This is a genomic window from Mesorhizobium sp. 8 (genome assembly GCF_006351905.1).
In the GTDB taxonomy this organism is placed as follows: Bacteria; Pseudomonadota; Alphaproteobacteria; order Rhizobiales; family Rhizobiaceae; genus Mesorhizobium; species Mesorhizobium composti.
Genome location: NZ_CP040914.1, coordinates 2,201,870 through 2,220,048, shown reverse-complemented (window position 1 = coordinate 2,220,048; position 18,179 = coordinate 2,201,870). Strand labels below are relative to the sequence as shown.

The following is an 18,179-nucleotide window of genomic DNA, read 5'->3' as shown; positions in this document are numbered from 1 at the left end:
CGGCCCCTATTCTCTGCCGTCGGGTCACGGCTCCGTTATCCGACTCCGGCCTCGGGCGCTTTCAGCTGCATAGGGTCGAAATCTGGGTAATCAGGGAGAATAGGATGTCGAACATCACCATGCGGCTCGCCGGCGCGCTTTTCGGAGCCGTCGCCCTTTCCGCCATGCCCGCCATGGCCGAGGATCTCGTCCTGGGCGCGTCGGTGCAGTTGACCGGCCCGGTCGCCAACACCGGCCGCTACTACAAGGACGCCTACGAGTTCACCATCGACAAGATCAACGAGGCGGGCGGCGTGAAGGTCGGCGACAAGCAGTACAAGCTGGCGCTCAAGCTCTACGACAACCAGTCGGACGTGAACCTGTCGGTGCGCCAGTACACGCAGCTCATTTCGCAAGACAAAGTGAACCTGCTGCTCGGGCCGTTCGCCTCCAATTTCGCGCTCGCCGATTCGGCCGTATCGGAAAAATACCAGGTGCCGATGGTGCAGGGCGGCGGCGCCTCCGACCAGATCTTCTCGCGCAAGTTCAAATACATCTTCGGCACGCTGGCGCCGGCGAGCAACTATTTCGGTTCGACCATCGCCATGATGAAGGAACTCGATCCCGCGCCGAAGTCCGTGGCGCTGCTCTATGCCGACGATGCCTTCGACGTCTCCGTTGCTGACGGCACGCGCCCGCTGCTGAAGGACGCCGGCATCACGGTAGCACTCGACGAGCGCTACACCTCGAATGCCAGTGACTTCAACTCGCTGCTGTCGCAGATCAAGAGCGCCAATGTCGACGCCGTGCTGGTCGCCGGCCACGAGACGGAAATCCTCAATTTCGTGCGGCAGGCGAAGAGCCTGGCGGTGGCCCCAAAACTCTATTCCTTCACCGTGGGCGTGCCGAGCGAGGACTTCCGCAAGGCGCTCGGCAAGGACGCCGATTATGCTTTCGGCATGAGCGCCTGGCTTCCTTCGGCGGACCTCAAGGACAAGTATTTCGGCGATGCCGCCGCCTTCGCGGAAGCCTACAAGGCGAAGTTCGGCTATGAGCCCGACTATCACGCCGCTTCCGGCGCGGCCGACGTCGAGGCGCTGGTGCAGGCGGTCGAGGCGGCCGGCACGCTCGATCCCAAGGCGGTGCGCGACGCCATCGCCAAGCTCAACTTCGACAGCCTCTACGGCAAGATCGCCTTCGCCGAGAACGGCCAGATCGACCTCGCGCAGACGGTGATCCAGGTGCAGGACGGCAAGGTTGCCGCCGTCTACGGCGCCAAGGGATTCCTCGAAAAGCCGAAATATCCGATGCCAGCGTGGAACGCGCGCTGACCGGGGAAACGACGACGGCGCCGCCCGCTGGGTCGGGCGGCGCCGAAGCGATCGAGGCGGCGCCTGCGGGTTTTCGTTTACAGCCGCCTCGTCTATGACTTGAACGGAGAGGGGATCGACGCGTGGATCTGCTGGCGCAAATCCTGATCAACGGCGTGCTCTTGGGCGGGCTCTATGCCGTCATGGCGCTGGGGCTGGCGCTCGTGTGGGGCGTGCTCAACATCGTCAACCTGGCGCATGGCGCCTTCATCATGCTGGGCGGGTATCTCTCCTGGCATCTCTACATCTATCTCGGCATCGACCCCTTCCTCGGCCTGCCGATCACGGCCGTGGTGATGTTCTGCCTCGGCTACGCGCTGCAGCGCGGTGTGCTCAACCTCGTCGTCAGGGCGCCGATGTTCAACACGCTGCTCATCACCTTCGGGCTTGAAGTGGTGCTGACCTACCTGGCACAGCTCGCCTTTTCGGCGGACTTCCGCACCATCAACCCTTCCTACGCCGGCTCCAGCATCGCGCTCGGCCCGGTGGTGGTGCCGGTGGCGCGGCTGATGGCCTTCGGCGTCGCCGTCGCGTTGACCATCGGCATGTGGCTGTTCCTGCTGCACAGCCGGCTCGGCCGCGCCATCCGCGCTACCGCGCAGAACCTCGTCGCCGCGCGCCTCTACGGCGTCGAGCCGCGCCATCTCTACGCCATGACCTTCGGCATCGGCATCGGGCTCGCCGGTGCCGCCGGCGGTCTCTACGGCACCGTTTCGCAGATCGATCCCTATATCGGCGCGACGCTGACGGCGAAATCCTTCGCCATCGCCATCATCGGCGGCCTCGACAATCCGCTCGGCGTGCTGGTCGGCGGGCTTGTGCTGGGCATCATCGAATCGCTCACCGTGCTCTATGTCGGTGCCACCTTCGGTGACGTGGCGAGCTTCGGCGTGCTGGTGCTGGTGCTGATTTTCCGACCGAGCGGCCTCTTGGGGAAAACGGCATGAAGGGGCTGCGCTGGATCCTTCTCGTCGCAGCACTTGCCGTGCTCGCCGCCGTGCCATGGTTCGGCTCGGACGTTCTGGTGCAGTTCGGCATCAATGCGCTGCTTCTGGCCGTGCTGGCGCAGGGCTGGAACATCATCGGCGGCTACACCGGCTACGCCTCCTTCGGCAATTCGGTCTTCTACGGGCTGGGCAGCTACGGCGTCGCCATCGCCATGGTACAGTGGAAACTGCCCTTCGCCGTCGGCATGGTCTTCGGCGTGGTGCTCGCCGTCGCCTTCGCCTTCCTGCTCGGCCTGCCGGTGCTCAGGCTGAGGGGCCACTATTTCGCCATCGCCACACTGGCGCTGGCGCAGGTGATGATCGCCATCGTCTCCAACCTCTCCATCGCCGGGCAGAACATCGGCCTGGTGCTGCCGCCGCTCAACGACGATCGGCTGTTCTACGAACTGTCGCTGATCTTGCTGGTGGCGGCGACCGCGACGGTATTCTGGCTGACGCGCAGCCGTTTCGGCTTCGGCCTCATCGCCATCCGCGAGAACGAGGAAGGCGCGGCCGTCATGGGCGTCAACACCACGCTCTACAAGGTCTTGGCCTTCGCGCTCTCCGGCGTGTTTTCCGCCCTTGCCGGCGGCATCCACGCCTACTGGATCACCTTCCTCGACCCGGCCAGCGCCTTCGACATCAGCCTCAACGTCAAGATGATCATCATGGCGGTGTTCGGCGGGCCGGGCACGGTGCTGGGGCCGGTGCTCGGCGCCTTCGTGCTCTCCACCGTGTCGGAACTGCTCTCCAGCGAGATCACCAGCGTCGCCGGCCTGTTCTTCGGCCTCGTCGTGGTGGTGGCGGTGATCTTCATGCCGCGCGGCGTCGCCGACCTGATGCGCCGCTTCCGCACGACGGGCTGGCGCTATTTCGTCGAGAACCTGAAGGCGCACCGCATATGAGCGCCGTTCTTGAAATTACAAATGTGACGCGCCGCTTCGCCGGCCTGATCGCCGTCAATGACGTCTCCTTCACGCTGAACAAGGGCGAGATCCTCGGCGTCATCGGGCCGAACGGCGCCGGCAAGACGACGCTGGTCAGCCTGATTTCGGGCACGCTGGCGCCGAGCGCCGGCGACATCGCCTTCGAAAGCCGACCGATCACGAAGCTTCCCGCCTACCAGCGCGCGAGGCTCGGCATCGGTCGCACCTTCCAGATCATGCGGCCGTTCCCCGGCCTGTCGGTGCTCGACAATGTCGCGGTGGGCGCCCTGTTCGGCCATGGCGGCGGCGAGTCCGATCTCGACAAGGCGCGCGAACTGGCGCGCGCGCAGCTCGATTTCGTCGGCCTCGCGAAATTCGCCGACCAGCGCGCCGATGAACTTGGCGGCCCCAGCCGCAAGCGCCTCGAACTCGCCAAGGCGCTCGCCATGCAGCCGAAGGTTCTGCTGTGCGACGAGGTGATGGCGGGCCTCAACCTCGTCGAGATCGACGAGGTGATCGAGGTGCTGAAGCGCGTGCGCGAGCGCGGCATTTCCATCCTCGTCATCGAGCACGTCATCAAGGCGATCAAGAGCCTGTCCGACCGCCTTCTGGTGCTGCATCACGGCGAGAAGATCGCCGACGGCGACCCCGATACGGTGCTGTCCGACGCGCGGGTGGTGGAAGCCTATCTCGGACGGAGGCGGGCATGAGCGCGGCGGAAAATCCTGCGGCGGTCGAGCCGCTGCTGGTCGTCGACGGGCTCGGTGCCGGCTACGGCGAAATGCCGGTGCTGAAAGGCGTGTCGCTGGAAATCCGCCGCGCCGAGATCGTCGCACTCGTCGGCTCCAACGGCGCCGGCAAGACGACGCTGCTGCGCGCTTTGTCTCGCGTCATCGCCTGCACCGGCAAGGCCTCTTTTCTCGGCCGTGACCTCGTGCCGTTGACGCCGGACGAGGCGTTCGGTGCCGGGCTCGTGCAGGTGCCGGAAGGCCGCCAGCTCTTCGACCGGATGACGGTCGAGGATAATCTTCTCATGGGCGCCTACCGGCGCACCGACAAGGCGGCGATCGCCGGCGATCTGGAGCGCATGTACGGCCTGTTCCCACGCCTCGGCGAGCGGCGGCGGCAGCTTGCCGGCTCGATGTCGGGCGGCGAACAGCAGATGTGCGCCATGGCGCGCGGCCTGATGGCGCGGCCGCAGCTTTTGATGATCGACGAGATGAGCCTCGGCCTCGCGCCGGTGGTGGTCGAGCAGTTGATGGAGGTGCTGGCGACGATCCGCGGCGAGGGCGTTACCGTGCTTCTGGTCGAGCAGGATATCCACCTCGCGCTATCAGGCGCCGACCGCGGCTATGTCATGGAGACGGGCTCGATCGTCCACAGCGGCGACGCCAAGGCGCTGATCGACGACCCGGCCGTGCGCAAGGCCTATCTCGGCCTCTGAGGCCGGAAAAGCGTTCAGAGCGATCCTTCTTCGTGCAGGCAGGACGGGTCGAGCGCGCCGAGGCGCGGGCGGCCGAGCAGTGACAGCGTGCGGCGGATCTCTTCGGCCAGGATGGCGAGCGCGCGGGCGGCGCCGGCCTCGCCGCCGGCGGCCAGGCCGTAGAGCGTGGCGCGGCCGACCAGCACGCCGTCGGCGCCCAGCGCCAGCGCCTTGACGATATCGGTGCCGCGGCGGAAGCCGCTGTCGACCAGGATCGTCGTCCTGCCGCCGAGCCGGCTCACGATCTCGGGTAGCACGCTCATCGGCGACACCGAGCCGTCGAGCTGGCGGCCGCCATGATTGGAAACGACGATGCCGTCCATGCCTTCCGCCTGGGCGCGTTCGGCGTCGTCGGCCGAGAGCACGCCCTTCAACAGAAGCTTGCCCGGCCACAGCGCGCGGATGCGGGCGAGCTTTTCCCAGTCGAGGTCGGCATCGATCTCGTCGCGCGACCAGGTGGCGGCCGCGGCGAGGTCGCGGCGGTCCGGCGGCAGGGCCTCGACGAGGTTGCCGAAGGTCGGAATCCCGCGCGACAGCACGTCGAGCAGCCAGCGCGGATGGCAAAGCGTCTCGAGCTTGTTCATGAAGGTCGGGTCGGTGCCGGCGCGGTAGTTGCGACGATCCCATTCGCGGTTGCCGAACACCGTGGCGTCGGAGGTGACGACGAGGGCGTCGCAGTTGGCCGCGCGCGCCCGGGCGATCAGGCTTTCCATGAACGACTGCGAACGGAACACGTAGATCTGCATCCAGTGGCTGAGGCCGGCGGTGGCCGCGACTTTTTCCAGCGGCGCGTTGGACACCGTGCTCTGGATGAAGGGGATGCCTGCGGCGGCCGCCGCGCGCGCCAGAGCCAGATCGCCGTCGCGCGCGAACAGGCCGCAGAAACCGGTCGGCGCGATCGCCAGCGGCAGGGCGGCGGGACTGCCGAAGAACGCCGTCGCCGTATCGACGGTTTTGCCCGCGACCAGCGTGCGCGGCACGAATTCCAGCCGGTCGAATACGGCGCGGTTGCGTCGCAGCGTCACCTCCTCCTCCGCGCCTCCTTCGAGATATTCGAAGACGAAGCCCGGCAGCCGGCGCTCCGCCATGTGGCGCAGTTCGGCGATGGAGAGGGCGCGGCGGATATCCGCTCCGCCATGAAACCGCCGGCTCACGGGCAAAGCTCCGCGAAGGCGGCAACCTTGCCGGTGTTGAGGATATCGTTGGGGTCGAGCGCCTTCTTGACGCGCGCCATGAGGGCGAGTTCCTGTGGCGAGCGCGACAGCGCCAGATATGGCTTCTTCATCACCCCGATGCCGTGCTCGGCCGAGATGGTGCCGCCGGCCTGTCCCACCAGGCCGTAGACGAGGGCGGCGATTTCGTCGTGCGGCTGGTCGTCGTCGCTTGCCGGGACGTTGATGACCAGATGCAGGTTGCTGTCGCCGATATGGCCGTAGGCGAGCACGATGGCGTCCGGCCAGCGCCGGCGGCATTCGCCTTCGACCTCGGTGACGACGCCGTCGGTGCCGACGGTCGGCAGGCCGACGTCGAAGGCGGTCAGCGGCCCCATCACGCGGCCGTATTCCGAAACGCTTTCGCGCACCGCCCAAAGATCGCGCGCGTCGCGCTCCGAGGCCGGCAGGACGGCGTCGGCCACCCATCCTTCCTCGATGCCCGCGGCCAGAAGCTCGCTGAGCAGCGCGCCGTTCTGCGTGGCGTCGGCGCCGCTCGCCTCGATCAGCACATAGCCGCCATGGTTCCTGTCGAAGGGACGGCGGAGCTGCGGGAGCTTTCCGGTCATGAAGTCGTAGAAGCTCGGCCACATCACCTCGAAGGAGGTGAGCGAGGCGCCGAGGCGCCGGCGCGCCTGTTGCAGAAGCTTCAGCACCGCCTCGAAGTCCGGGGAGGCGCAAAAGGCGCTGTCGATGGCGGCGGGCCGGGCCTGCAGCCTCAGCACAGCCCGCGTGATGACGCCGAGCGTGCCTTCGGAGCCGATGAACAGTTGCTTGAGGTCGTAGCCGGCGTTGTTCTTGAGCATCTTGTTGAGGGAACTCACCACGGTGCCGTCGGCCAGCACCGCCTCGAGGCCGAGTACGCTTTCGCGCGTCATGCCGTAGCGGATGACCCGGTTGCCGCCGGCGTTGGTGGCGATGTTGCCGCCGATCGAGCAGGAATCGCGCGCGCCGAGATCGACGCCGAAGAACAGGCCCGCCTCGGCGGCGGCGACCTGCACCACGGCGAGCGGGGTGCCGGCCTGGACTGTCATCGTCGCCATCACCGGGTCGATTTCCTCGATACCGGTCATGCGGTCGAGCGACAGCGCCACGCCGCCGGCGATCGGCCGCGCCCCGCCGGCAAGCCCGGTCATGCCGCCCTGCGGGACGACCGAAACCCGGTGCTCGTTGCACAGGCTCAAGGCGCGCGACACGCCTGCGGTATCACGCGGCCGTACCAGCGCCAGCGGCATGACGGGTGAAAGGCCGCTCCAGTCGGCGCGGAAGCGCGCGGGGATGTCGTCTCCCAGAAAGACGGCGTCCGGTAGCGCCGCCGTCAGTGCGTCGAGAAATTCCTGGCTCATCATCGTTCCCTGCAAGGCCGTCCGTCGGAGGACAGCCTTACAGGCGCGTTCGGCGAATGCCATGGACCAAATGTCGCGAGAATGAAGACCATGGCGCGCGACCGGTCCGCCGCGGCGCCCTGAAGACTTTCAGGCAAGCGATGTCACGTCTTCTGTTCGTCGTCGGGGTGGCCGAGATTGACGAACCAGCCGCCGAGATGGCGCGCCGCCGGTGCATCGGGATCGGCCGGGGGCAGGCGCGCCTCGACCTCGGCGCGGTGCGGCTCGGTGCTGTCCCGCGGCTCGAAGCCGATATGGCCAGCGAGGCTGTTGTCCACCATCTTGTGCCGGTTGTTCGAGGTGCCGTAGATGATCGAATGCGCCACGCGCGGCGCCGTCAGACTGGCTTCGACCAGTCGCACGCAGTCGTCGAAGGTGAGCATCGACCACAGCATGCGCCGGTCGGTGTACTGGTCGAAGGACGAAAAGATGCGACAGCAGACGGTTTCGATGCCGAACTTGTCCCAGTAGAGGCGGCTCAGATCCTCCACGAAGCATTTCGACACGCCGTAGAGGCTGTCCGGCCGGTGGGAAGCGTTGGTATCGATATGGTCCTCGACCTTGTGGTAGCCGATGGCGTGGACCGAGGAGGCGTAGACGACGCGCCTGACGCCGTTCTTCCGCGCGCCTTCGTAGATGTTGTAGCTGCCGCGGATGTTGGCGTCGAGGATCGTTTGCCAGCTCGTCTCCAGCGGCGCGCCGCCGAAATGCACGATGGCGTCGACGCCGCGCGCCATCTCCAGCACTGCGTCGGCGTCGGCGAGGTCGCAGATCGCGGCTTCCTCGTTCGGCTGGAGATCGGCGATCTCCGTACGGTCGGAGACGCGCAGCCGGCGCGTCAACGGAGCCAGCCCACGGCGCAGATGGGTTCCCAGCCGGCCGGCGGCGCCGGTCAGTAGAAGGGTATCGAAACGCGGGCTCATGCGGCGGCCTCGGCAGGCTGGAGAGCAGCCACCGCGCGTCCGATGCGGGCGATGGCCTCGGTCAGGATCGCGTCGGACGTCGCCGTCGAGATGCGGAAGAAGGGCGACAGACCGTAGGCCGTGCCGGGAACGGAACTGACGTGGCCTTCGGCGAGCAGATAGTCCGCCACCGCCACGTCGTCGGCGAGCACGGTGCCCTTCGGCGTCCGGCGGCCGATGAGGGCCGCGCAGCCGATATAGGCGTAGAACGCGCCCTCCGGCGGCGGCAGGGTCAGGCCTTCTATTTTGGAAATGCCGGCGACGACGAGATCGCGGCGGCGCTCGAAGGCGGCGCGGAATTCGCCGACGCAGTCCTGCGGTCCGGTCAGCGCGGCAAGGGCGGCCGCCTGCATGGGCGCGGCGACCGAGGTGCAGGACTGGCTCTGCACGGTGTTCATCGCCTTGACGAGCGGGGCGGGGCCGGCGGCATAGCCGACGCGCCAGCCGGTCATGGCATAGGCCTTGGCGACGCCGTTGACGATCAGGGTGCGGTCCTTCAGGTCCGGGCAGGCCTTGCCGAAAGAGACGAACTTGCGGTTGTCGAAGATGATGTGCTCGTAGATCTCGTCGGAGAGCACGAGCACGTTCGGATGCTTGGCCAGCACGGCGCCGAGCGCCTTCAGGTCGGCTTCGGAGTAGACCGCGCCGGACGGGTTGCCGGGCATATTCAGGAACAGCCATTTGGTGCGCGGGGTGATCGTCGCCTCCAAGGCCTGCGGCGTCAGGCGGAAACCGGTATTGGCCGGGCATTCAACGATCACCGGCACGCCGCCGAGCAGCTTCACCATCTCCGGATAGGAGACGAAATAGGGCGCCGGCAGGATCGCCTCGTCGCCCGCGTCCAGCGTCGCCATCAGCGCGTTGAAGATGACCTGCTTGGCGCCGTTGGCCACTACGATGTCTTCCGGTCCGTAGGTAAGGTCGTTCTCGCGGGCGAATTTTTCGGCCACGGCCTTGCGCAGTGCCGGCGTGCCGGCGGCGGCGGTGTAGAGCGTCTCGCCGGCAAGGGCCGCCTTGTAGGTCGCCTCGATGACATGGGCGGGTGTGGGGAAATCGGGCTCGCCGAGGCCGAGGTCGATCACGTCCACCCCAGTGGCGCGCAAGGCCTTGGCGGCCATCGAAGCCGCCATCGAGGCGGACGGTTTCACCGCCGACAGGCGTGAGGCGACATAGCTCATCGGTCATTCTCCATCAGGTATCCGCGGGTCTCGTCCTCAGCCCGGCTGTCGGCGCTGCGCCGCGCCGGATCGCCATAGCCGCCGCCGCCGGGCAGCTCCATGATCAGCCGGCGTCCGGCCGGCACATGCTGCCAGCCCTTGGGGCGCATCCTGGTGCCGTCGTCAAGCTTGACGACGCCGGCGACGCCGTCTTGGCCGCCGTTGCGGCCCCTGGCGGCATGGTTGACGCGGTCGAACATGGCCGAGAAGTCGAATTCGTGGCCTTCCAGCGGGGCGATCTCGATGATCTGCCCCAGCCCGCCGCGGAACTCGCCGTCGCCGCCGGAGCCGGGCCGCAGTTCCTTGCGCCAGATGACGATAGGCCCGGTGTGCTCGGTCGCCTCGATCGGCATCGTGTGGACGCCGGAGGGGAAGGCGGTTGCCGAGAGCCCGTCGAGGCCGGGACGGGCGCCCATGCCGCCGGAGTTGAACATCAGAACCTCGGCGCGCCGGCCTTCGCCGAGCACGGTCGGCCGGACCGAGATGTGGATGTTCCATAGCGCGCCGGCGCCCTCGGCCTGGATTTTTCCCGGCAGCGCCTTGGCCAGCGCGCCGAGCACGAGGTCGGGCACCATGTGGCCGAAGATGTGGCGCAGCGCCACCGGCGCCGGCCGGACCGCGTTCAGGATGTTGACGGGTGACGACACGGTGAAGAAGGCGAGCGAAGCGGAATTGTTCGGGATGTCCGGCGCCACCACGCATTTCAGCGCGTAGCAGGCATAGGCCTTCGAATAGATGATTGGGCAGTTGATGCCCCAGCGGCTCATAGGGTCGGTGCCGGTGAAATCGACCTCGACATGATCGTCGCGGATCGAGACGGTCGCCGCCAGCCTGACCGGATCGTCGTAGCCGTCGGTGGTGAGGTCGTTCGACCAGCTTCCCTTCGGCAGTGCCGCGATTCGCTCCAGCATGGCCTCGCGGGTGCGCGAGAAGATGAAGGCGCCGAGATCGTCGAGCGAGGCAAGGCCGATCTCCCTCATCATGTCGACCAGCCGGCGATGGCCGACCTCGTTGCAGGCGGCCAGCGAATAGAAGTCGCCGACGACCTGGTTCGGCTCGCGTACATTGGCGCGCAGGAGGCGGACAAGGTCCATGTTGACCTTGCCCTTTTCCGCGAACTTCATGATCGGGATCTGGATGCCTTCCTCGTAGACCGACTTGGCGTCCGCCCCGAAGCCGCGACCGCCAACGTCCACCACATGCGCCGTGCAGGCGAAGAAGGCGACCAGTTCGCCGTTCAGGAAGGAGGGCGACACCATGGTGATGTCGTGCAGGTGGCCGGTGCCCTTCCACGGATCGTTGGTGACGTAGGTGTCGCCTTCGAACATTGCCTCGCGCGGGATTTCGTTCATGAAGTGCAGCACGGCCTCGGCCATGGTGTTGACATGGCCCGGCGTGCCGGTGACGGCCTGCGCCAGCATCTGGCCGCGTGGGTCGAAGACACCGGCGGACAGGTCGCCGGATTCGCGCACCGAGGTGGAGAAGGCGGTGCGCAGCAAGGTCAGCGCCTGCTCCTCGACGACGGAGATCAGCCGGTTCCACATCACCTGCATGCGGATTTCGGCGATGCTGTTCCTGGCCGTATCGCCCACGCTTTGATCGCTCATGCCTGGCCGCCTTTGCGAATGAGAAGGATGGAGCCGTCGCTCTGGATGACGGCGTCGAAGGGCGTGGTGACGACTGTGGAGGTCTCGCGCTCGACGATGACCGCCGGGCCGGCGATGCGGTCGCCGGCCGCCAGCGTGTCGCGCTCGACGATTGAATAGGTCCGGACGGCGCCTGCGGCGGGATCGAACACGGCGCGCGTGACGGCCGGCTGCACGGCGCGTTCACCGGTGGCCAGTCGGTGACGTTCGACAGGCGGCCTCTCGTCCGTCGCCTTCACCGACCAGGTGACGATCTCGATCTCCAGTCCGTCGAGCCCGTCGATGGCGCGGCCGAAGAAGCGCTCGTAATTGGTGCGGAACAGAGCCTCGATCTCGCCGGCGGCGTCCGCGCTGAACGGCCTGTCGGGGAGAGAGACGGGGATCTCCCAGCCTTGTCCGGCATAGCGCATGAAGGCGGTGATCTCGCAGCCGATGCGGCCGTCGGTGCCGGCGCGCACGAAGCTTTCGGCCGAAGCCTTGAGGTCGGCGAGCAGGACGTTGATTTCGGCGCTGTCGAATTGCGACAGGCGGGTCAGCCGCGAGGCCAGCGCCTCGTAGCCGAAGGGCGCCTTCAAAAAGCCGATGGCCGAGCCGACTCCGGCGCCCTGCGGCACCAGGCACCGGTCGATGCCGAGCTTCTCGCACAGCCGTGCCGCGTGCAGGGGGGCAGCACCGCCGAAGGCGATCATCAGGTTGTCGGAGATGTTCTTGCCGTTCTCGATGGCATGGACGCGCGCGGCGTTGGCCATGTTCTCGTCGACGACCTCGCAGATGCCGAAGGCCGCCGAGGTTGCGTCGAGGGAGAGCCGTTCGCCGACGTCGCGCAGGATCGCGCGTTGCGAGGCGTCGGTGTCGAGCCTGATGGCGCCGCCGGCGAAATTGTCGGGATCGAGCTTGCCGAGCACGAGGTCGGCGTCGGTGATCGCCGGGCGCTCGCCGCCGCGGCCGTAGCAGGCGGGGCCGGGCTCGGAGCCGGCGCTTTCCGGGCCGGTCTGGATGCGGCCCATGGCGTCGACCCAGGCGATGGAGCCGCCGCCGGCGCCGATCTCGATCATCTCGATGACAGGGATCGAGATCGGCATGCCTGAGCCCTTGGAGAAGCGGTAGGTGCGCGCCACCTCGAAGGTGCGGGCGGTGCGCGGCGCGAAGTCTTCGATCAGGCAGATTTTCGCGGTCGTGCCGCCCATGTCGTAGGAGACGACTTTCTCCAGCCCGAAGCGCCGGGCGATGTCGGCGGCGAAGATGGCGCCGCCGGCGGGGCCGGATTCCACCAGCCGAACGGGAAATTCAGAGGCCGTCTCGACCGAGATCAGGCCGCCGCCGGAATGGATCATGAAGACAGGGCAGTCGGCGCCCATCTCCTTCAGCCGCACCTGCAGGCGCGCGAGATAGGTTGCCATCTGCGGGCGGACGTAGGCGTTGGCGCAGACGGTGTTGAAGCGCTCGAACTCGCGCATCTGCGGCGAGACTTCCGCGCTGATCGACATCGGAACGTCGATCTTCGCCGCGAGGATTTCGCGGGCGCGGCGCTCATGCGCCGGGTTGGCGTAGGCATGGATGAAGCCGATGGCGACGGCGCCGAAGCCGCCGGCGGCGATCTCGTCGGCGAGTTCCTCCAGCCGCGCCTCGTCCAGCGGCTGCAATTCCTGTCCCTCGGCGCCGATGCGGCCCTTGACGGTGAAGCGGTGTTCGCGCGGGATCAGCGGCGTCGGCAGTTTGAGGTTCAGGTCATACTGCTCGAAGCGGTTTTCCGTCCGCATCTCGATCACGTCGCGAAAACCTTCGGTCGTGACCAGCGCCGTCCTGGCGCCGCGCCGCTCGATCAGCGCGTTGGTGGCGAGCGTCGTGCCGTGGATGACGATGCCGATGTCGGATGCCGGGATGCCGGCCTCACGCGTGACGACCGCGATGCCGTCGAGGATCGCCTGCTCGGGCGCCGCATAGTTGGTCAGCACCTTGGTCGAGAAAATCCGGCCGCCGAGGTCCAGCGCGATGTCGGTGAACGTCCCGCCGATGTCTGCGCCGAGGCGAACGTCCTCTTTCCTGTAGCTCATGGTCGAACCTGTCTTCGCACCTGAATCCGGCCTCGGGCCGAACACGAATCCCAGCCTTGCCGGTTTTGTCGCCCGTTGCGACCGTGCACTGTGCCGTGCCGCGACGAAACGAAGAAATACCGGCTATTCGAAAGTTTTTCTTTCTTCTTTTACCCGCAAGAGAACGCCGGGGTTCATCAGCCCCGATGGGTCGAGCGCGTCTTTCAGCCGTGCCATCAAATCCCTTTCGACGGTGCTCCTCAATTCATCGGCGAGCGCGATCTTGCTGCGCCCCAGGCCGTGCTCCGCGGCGAAGCTGCCGCCCATCCCGGTTGCCAGCGCCGCCAGCGCCCGGCCGATCTCGCCCGCCTTGCCGTCGAAGCCTGCCTGTCCCTCGGGCGGCGACAGGTTGTAATGGATGTTGCCGTCGCCGAGATGGCCGAACGGGTTGATGCGGACGTCCGGCAGGATCCCGTGGCAGGCCTCGCGGCCCGCTGCGATGAACGCGGCGAGCTTGTCCGGCGGGACGGAAATGTCGTGCTTCAGCTGTTCGCCTTCCAGCCGCTGTCCTTCCGGCTGTTCCTCGCGCAGTCGCCAGAAATGGGCGCGCTGCGCATCCGACATCGCCAGTGCGCCGTCCGCCACCAGTTCCTGTTCCATGCCGGTTTCGAGCGCGGCGGCGAGGATGTCGTCCAGCGGTATGCGCGGCGAGCCCGATGCCAGTTCGACCAGCAGGTAGACCGGGCCGCGCGCGCCGAGCGGAAAGGCAAGGTCGGGCAGGTGTTTCAGGGCAAGCTCCAGTCCCGCATCGCAGAAGAATTCGAGGCCGGACAGGAATTCGCCCGCCTCGCGGCGCAGCACGGTGCCGAAGGCGACGGCGGCGGCGAAATCCGGCAGCACCAGAAGCGCGGTCGCCCGCTGCCTCGGCGCCGGATGGAGTTTCAGTACCGCGCGCGTCACGATGCCCAAGGTGCCTTCGGCGCCGCAGAACAGTTTCCGCAACTGGTAGCCGGCATTGTCCTTCTGCACGGCGCGCAGGCCGTTCCATATCGTGCCGTCGGGCAGCACGACTTCCAGGCCGAGCACGAGGTCCTGCATCATGCCATAGCGGAAGGCGTGGCTGCCGCCGGCGTTGGTGCCAATCAGGCCGCCGATGCGGGCGCTGCCTTCGGCGCCGAGGTGTAGGGGAAAGATGAGCCCGTGAGGCTCCAGTGCCTCGTGCAGCGAGGCCAGCACCGCGCCTGCCTCGACGAGGATCGAGCCGCTGTCGGGGTCAGGCTCGCCGATCGCCGCCATGCGCGACAGAGACAGGATGACCGTGTCCGGCATCACGGCGACGGCGCCGCCGCACAGGCCGGTATTGCCGCCTTGAGGGACGATGGCGACGCCCGCCCGCTGGCAGATGCGCACGACCTCGGCGACCTCTTGCGTTCCTTCCGGCCTTGCGACGCCGAGCGGCTCGATGCCGTAGCGGTCCAGCCAGTCGCGGGCGTAGGGGGCCGTGTCGGGGGGCGAAAGCCACCCTTTGGCGCCGAGAACGGCGGACAGCGCCGCAGCGGTATCGGTCATCGCAAAGCTCTCCAGTCCGTGTGCTACCGCTCGCCCACGGCCATGCGCCGTTCCAGATAGGCGCCGTAGCGGGACAGGCTGAAGACGAAGACGAAGTAGATCAGCGCGATGAAGACGTAAACCTCGACATAGGCGAAACGCCATTCGCCGGTGCCGTAGGCGGCGTTGCCGGACGCCAGGATCTCGAAGAAGCCGATGATGACCACCAGCGACGTTTCCTTGAACGAGATGACGAACTGGTTGATCGTCGCCGGCAGGGCGTTGCGCATCGCCTGCGGCAGGAGGACGAGGCTGACGCTGCGCCAGTAGCCGAGGCCGAGCGCCCGTGCCGCTTCTTCCTGACCTTTAGGAACGCCCTGCATGCCGCCGCGGACGATCTCGGCCTGATAGGCGGAGAAGAACAGCGCCGAGCCGAGGATGACCCGGTAGAGCTTGTCGCCCTGCAGCCATTGCGGCAGGGCGAAGGGCAGCACGATGGCGAAGGTGAACAGGATCGTGATCAGCGGCAGCGAGCGGACGGAATCGATGATGAGGCCCGTCGTCCGGGATATCCACGGCAATTCCGAGCGGCGCATCAGGGCAAGGCAGATCGACAGCGGGAAGCCGATCAGGCAGGTGGTGACGAAGATGAACAGGGTGAGCGCCAGCCCGCCCCATGATTCCTCCCCGACATAGGGAAGCCCGAGGATGCCGCCTTTCATTAGGACATAGAAAAGCGCCGTGCCGGCCACCCAGACGACCGCGAGACGCCTGCCGGTCCAGAAGGCCGGAATGCAGCTCAGTACGGTCATGGCCACCACGGCCACGCAGGCGAGCGCCGAGCGCCACTGCTCCTCGAAGGGGTAGAGACCGAACAGGATGATGCGCCAGCGCTCGGTGATGACCGACCAGCAGGCGCCTGCCGCGGCGTGGCAGGCTTCGGGACCGCCGCTTGCCGTGAAGACGGCCGAAAGAAACGCCCAGTTGAGCACCTTCCAGACGACGAAGGCGATCACGGCGAGCGACAACAGCGACACGAGCGCCTGCAACGGCGAGGCGAAATAGCGGCGCTTGAGGTCCTCGACAATCGTCGGAGGCGGCGGGGCGGCGACGGTCATTTCCAGTCCGTCCATGGCGCTAGCCCCTCAACTGATTGCCCTTGAGGGCAATGGCCTTGTTGATGCGGTTGAAGACGGCCGCCAGCGTCAGGTTGATGACAAGGAAGCCGCCCATCAGGATGCCGATGGCTTCCAGCGTCTGGCCGGAATGGTTGATCGTCAGTGCTACGATCATGAAGAAGTCGGTGAAGCCGACGGCGATGCCCATGGTGGTAGCCTTCATCAGCCACACATACTGGTTGGCGAGGATCGGCAGCATGGCGCGCAGGGCGAGCGGCAGGCGTACCAGCGTGAAGACCTGCCAGGAGGTGAGGCCGAGCGAATTGGCCGCCTCCATCTGACCCTTGCCGACGGCCTTGAAGCCGCCGCGCACGATTTCGGCGATGTAGGAGCCGCCATAGATCGCGATGGCGACGACCAGCGTGGCGAACTCCGGCGGGATGCGCAAGCCGCCGCGCAGGTTGAGCCCCTTGAGCTCGGGAACGTCGAGGAACGGCGCGTCGGGCAGCCGGCCGGCGAGCAGGATGAGCATCGCGCAGGCAAGCGCAGCGGTTGCGGCCGCCAGTTGGAGGGGGAGCCGCTGTCCCAGCGGCCGGTCGATCCGGTGTGTCCGGCCAAGCCACAGCGGCAGGACGGCGGCGGCGAGCACGGCGACGCCTGCTGCGGCAAGCGTCCAGGCGCCGACATTCGGGACCGGAACGTAGAGCCCGCGGCTCGTCAGGAAGGTGCCCCAGCTTTCCTCAGCGGCCCGCGGCGAGGGCAGGTGGGTGATGACGGCGTACCAGAAGAACACCTGCAGGATCAGCGGGATGTTGCGGAAGATGTCGACATAGGTGCGCCCGAGCAGCCGGGCGAGGTCATTGGACGAGGTGCGCGCAAGGCCGACGATGGTGCCCACGACCGTCGCCAGCACGAGGCCGAAGGTTCCGAGAAACAGGGTGTTGATGATGCCGTTGAGGAAAAACCACCAATAGGGGTCCATCGCCGTCGCCGGCAACAGCGAGAAGTTCATGTCCCAGCCGGTCGACTTGAATAGGAAGTCGAAGCCGGAGGTGATGCCCTGGGCCGCGAGGTTGCGGCGGGCGATCAGGATGCCGGCCAGCACCATGGCGCCGAGCGCGCCAACGTAGAAAATCTGCAGCAACGCGTTGCGGACCTTCTGATTTCTCAGCAGGCTGCCCATCGTTCGGCCTTTCGCAGGGAGGGCACTGGCGCCGCCTGTCGTCCGGCGGCGCCCGTGGTTTTCAGTCGACCACCAGCGGGAACAGCACGCCGCCGTTGTTCCACAGGTTCGTCAGCTCGCGGTCCATCTTGTAGGGCGAATCCTTGCCGAGATCGCGGTCGAAGATCTCGGCGTAGTTGCCGACCTTCTTGATGACATTGTAGGCCCAGTCGTCGGAGAGCCCGAGGCCCTTGCCCATGCCGGGCGTCGCGCCGAGGAACTTGGCCACCTGCGGGGAGGTCGGCTTGGCCTTCATCTCGTCGACATTCTTGGAGGTGATGCCCTCCTGCTCGGCGAACAGCAGCGCCGAAAGCGTCCAGTTGGCGACGTCGACCCAGTTGTCGTCGCCCTGGCGCACGATCATCACTTCAGGCTCGACCGCCAGGACGTCGGGCAGGATGACATGGTCCTCGACCTTGCCCTTGGCGATGCGAGCGATGGCCAGCACCGGGCCCCATTGCGCGTAGAGGTCGCAGCGGCCGGAGAAATAGGCCTGTTCCAGTTCCTCGGTCTTTTCGATGACTACGGGCTCCAGCTTGATGCCGAGCTTCTGCGCATAGGCGGCGACCTGCTGTTCCTGCGTGGTGCCGGCCGGAATGCAGATGGAGCCGCCGTCGGCATCCTTCAGCGAGGTCAGGTTGAGCTCCTTGTGCGCCATCACCTTGGTGGTGCCGAGGTAGTAGGACATGGAGAATTGCAGGCCGAGCTCGGTATCGCGCGACAGCGTGCCGCCGGAGGCCTTGATGACGATGTCGACGTCGCCCGACTGCAGCGACGGCCAGCGCTGCGCCCAGCTGATGGGAACGATCTTCAGCTTGGCCGGATCGCCGAGAACGGCCGTCGCCACGGCGCGGCACAGATCGATGTCCATGCCCTTCCATTCGCCCTTGTCGTTCACCTCGGCGAAGCCGAGATAGGAGCCGTCGTGGCCGGTGCAGTTGAGCACGCCGCGCTGCTTGACGGTTTCGAGCGTCTTTCCGCCGGCGGCTTCGGCCGGGGTCGAGAACTGCATGAGGCCCAGCGCCAGCGCTGCGGCACCCCATTTCGTCATGTTCTCCCATTTCATCATGGTCATTGTCTTTCTCCGCTGTTG

General features: G+C 66.8%; 15 protein-coding genes. 5 read left to right on the top strand and 10 right to left on the bottom strand.

Annotated features, from left to right (window positions below; translation table 11 throughout):
• Window positions 1-104: 104 nt before the first annotated feature.
• The 5 genes from FGU64_RS10730 to FGU64_RS10710 all read left to right on the top strand — a co-directional run bounded on the left by FGU64_RS10730 (window position 105) and on the right by FGU64_RS10710 (window position 4,705).
• Window positions 105-1,310 carry an amino acid ABC transporter substrate-binding protein gene (locus FGU64_RS10730; protein WP_136359647.1) on the top strand — a complete coding sequence of 402 codons (1,206 nt, stop codon included), beginning with the start codon at window positions 105-107 and terminating at the stop codon, window positions 1,308-1,310.
• A gap of 122 nt (window positions 1,311-1,432) precedes the next feature.
• A complete protein-coding gene (locus FGU64_RS10725) occupies window positions 1,433-2,296 on the top strand; it encodes a branched-chain amino acid ABC transporter permease (protein WP_139953287.1) in 864 nt (287 codons plus the stop codon).
• Window positions 2,293-3,240 (top strand): branched-chain amino acid ABC transporter permease, encoded by a 948-nt coding sequence (locus FGU64_RS10720; protein ID WP_139953286.1) that lies wholly within the window; start codon window positions 2,293-2,295, stop codon window positions 3,238-3,240. Before FGU64_RS10725 ends, FGU64_RS10720 begins: the two co-directional genes overlap by 4 nt.
• Window positions 3,237-3,971 carry an ABC transporter ATP-binding protein gene (locus FGU64_RS10715; protein WP_139953285.1) on the top strand — a complete coding sequence of 245 codons (735 nt, stop codon included), beginning with the start codon at window positions 3,237-3,239 and terminating at the stop codon, window positions 3,969-3,971. The genes FGU64_RS10720 and FGU64_RS10715 overlap by 4 nt, the downstream gene beginning before the upstream one ends.
• Window positions 3,968-4,705 carry an ABC transporter ATP-binding protein gene (locus FGU64_RS10710; RefSeq protein ID WP_139953284.1) on the top strand — a complete coding sequence of 246 codons (738 nt, stop codon included), beginning with the start codon at window positions 3,968-3,970 and terminating at the stop codon, window positions 4,703-4,705. Before FGU64_RS10715 ends, FGU64_RS10710 begins: the two co-directional genes overlap by 4 nt.
• A gap of 14 nt (window positions 4,706-4,719) precedes the next feature.
• Here FGU64_RS10710 and FGU64_RS10705 read toward each other — a convergent pair whose 3' ends face one another.
• The 10 genes from FGU64_RS10705 to FGU64_RS10660 all read right to left on the bottom strand — a co-directional run bounded on the left by FGU64_RS10705 (window position 4,720) and on the right by FGU64_RS10660 (window position 18,161).
• On the bottom strand, window positions 4,720-5,898 hold the full coding sequence (locus FGU64_RS10705; protein ID WP_139953283.1) for an alpha-hydroxy acid oxidase: 1,179 nt from the start codon (window positions 5,896-5,898) through the stop codon (window positions 4,720-4,722).
• Window positions 5,895-7,301 carry an FAD-binding oxidoreductase gene (locus FGU64_RS10700; RefSeq protein ID WP_139953282.1) on the bottom strand — a complete coding sequence of 469 codons (1,407 nt, stop codon included), beginning with the start codon at window positions 7,299-7,301 and terminating at the stop codon, window positions 5,895-5,897. Before FGU64_RS10700 ends, FGU64_RS10705 begins: the two co-directional genes overlap by 4 nt.
• Before the next feature lie 143 nt (window positions 7,302-7,444).
• Complete coding sequence (locus FGU64_RS10695) at window positions 7,445-8,263, bottom strand: NAD(P)-dependent oxidoreductase (RefSeq protein ID WP_139953281.1); 819 nt, start codon at window positions 8,261-8,263, stop codon at window positions 7,445-7,447.
• Window positions 8,260-9,480 (bottom strand): pyridoxal phosphate-dependent aminotransferase, encoded by a 1,221-nt coding sequence (locus FGU64_RS10690; RefSeq protein WP_139953280.1) that lies wholly within the window; start codon window positions 9,478-9,480, stop codon window positions 8,260-8,262. Before FGU64_RS10690 ends, FGU64_RS10695 begins: the two co-directional genes overlap by 4 nt.
• Window positions 9,477-11,126: a hydantoinase B/oxoprolinase family protein gene (locus FGU64_RS10685; RefSeq protein ID WP_139953279.1), complete on the bottom strand. Its 1,650-nt coding sequence runs from the start codon at window positions 11,124-11,126 to the stop codon at window positions 9,477-9,479. The genes FGU64_RS10690 and FGU64_RS10685 overlap by 4 nt, the downstream gene beginning before the upstream one ends.
• Window positions 11,123-13,219 carry a hydantoinase/oxoprolinase family protein gene (locus FGU64_RS10680; RefSeq protein WP_139953278.1) on the bottom strand — a complete coding sequence of 699 codons (2,097 nt, stop codon included), beginning with the start codon at window positions 13,217-13,219 and terminating at the stop codon, window positions 11,123-11,125. The genes FGU64_RS10685 and FGU64_RS10680 overlap by 4 nt, the downstream gene beginning before the upstream one ends.
• Before the next feature lie 123 nt (window positions 13,220-13,342).
• Complete coding sequence (locus FGU64_RS10675; RefSeq protein ID WP_139953277.1) at window positions 13,343-14,767, bottom strand: FAD-binding oxidoreductase; 1,425 nt, start codon at window positions 14,765-14,767, stop codon at window positions 13,343-13,345.
• Between the two features lie 23 nt (window positions 14,768-14,790).
• Window positions 14,791-15,879: an amino acid ABC transporter permease gene (locus FGU64_RS10670; protein ID WP_246671295.1), complete on the bottom strand. Its 1,089-nt coding sequence runs from the start codon at window positions 15,877-15,879 to the stop codon at window positions 14,791-14,793.
• Between the two features lie 4 nt (window positions 15,880-15,883).
• A complete protein-coding gene (locus FGU64_RS10665; RefSeq protein ID WP_139953276.1) occupies window positions 15,884-17,047 on the bottom strand; it encodes an ABC transporter permease subunit in 1,164 nt (387 codons plus the stop codon).
• A 61-nt stretch (window positions 17,048-17,108) separates the two neighbouring features.
• Window positions 17,109-18,161, bottom strand: coding sequence for an amino acid ABC transporter substrate-binding protein (locus tag FGU64_RS10660; protein WP_246671294.1), 1,053 nt, complete (start codon window positions 18,159-18,161; stop codon window positions 17,109-17,111).
• Between the last annotated feature and the right edge of the window lie 18 nt (window positions 18,162-18,179).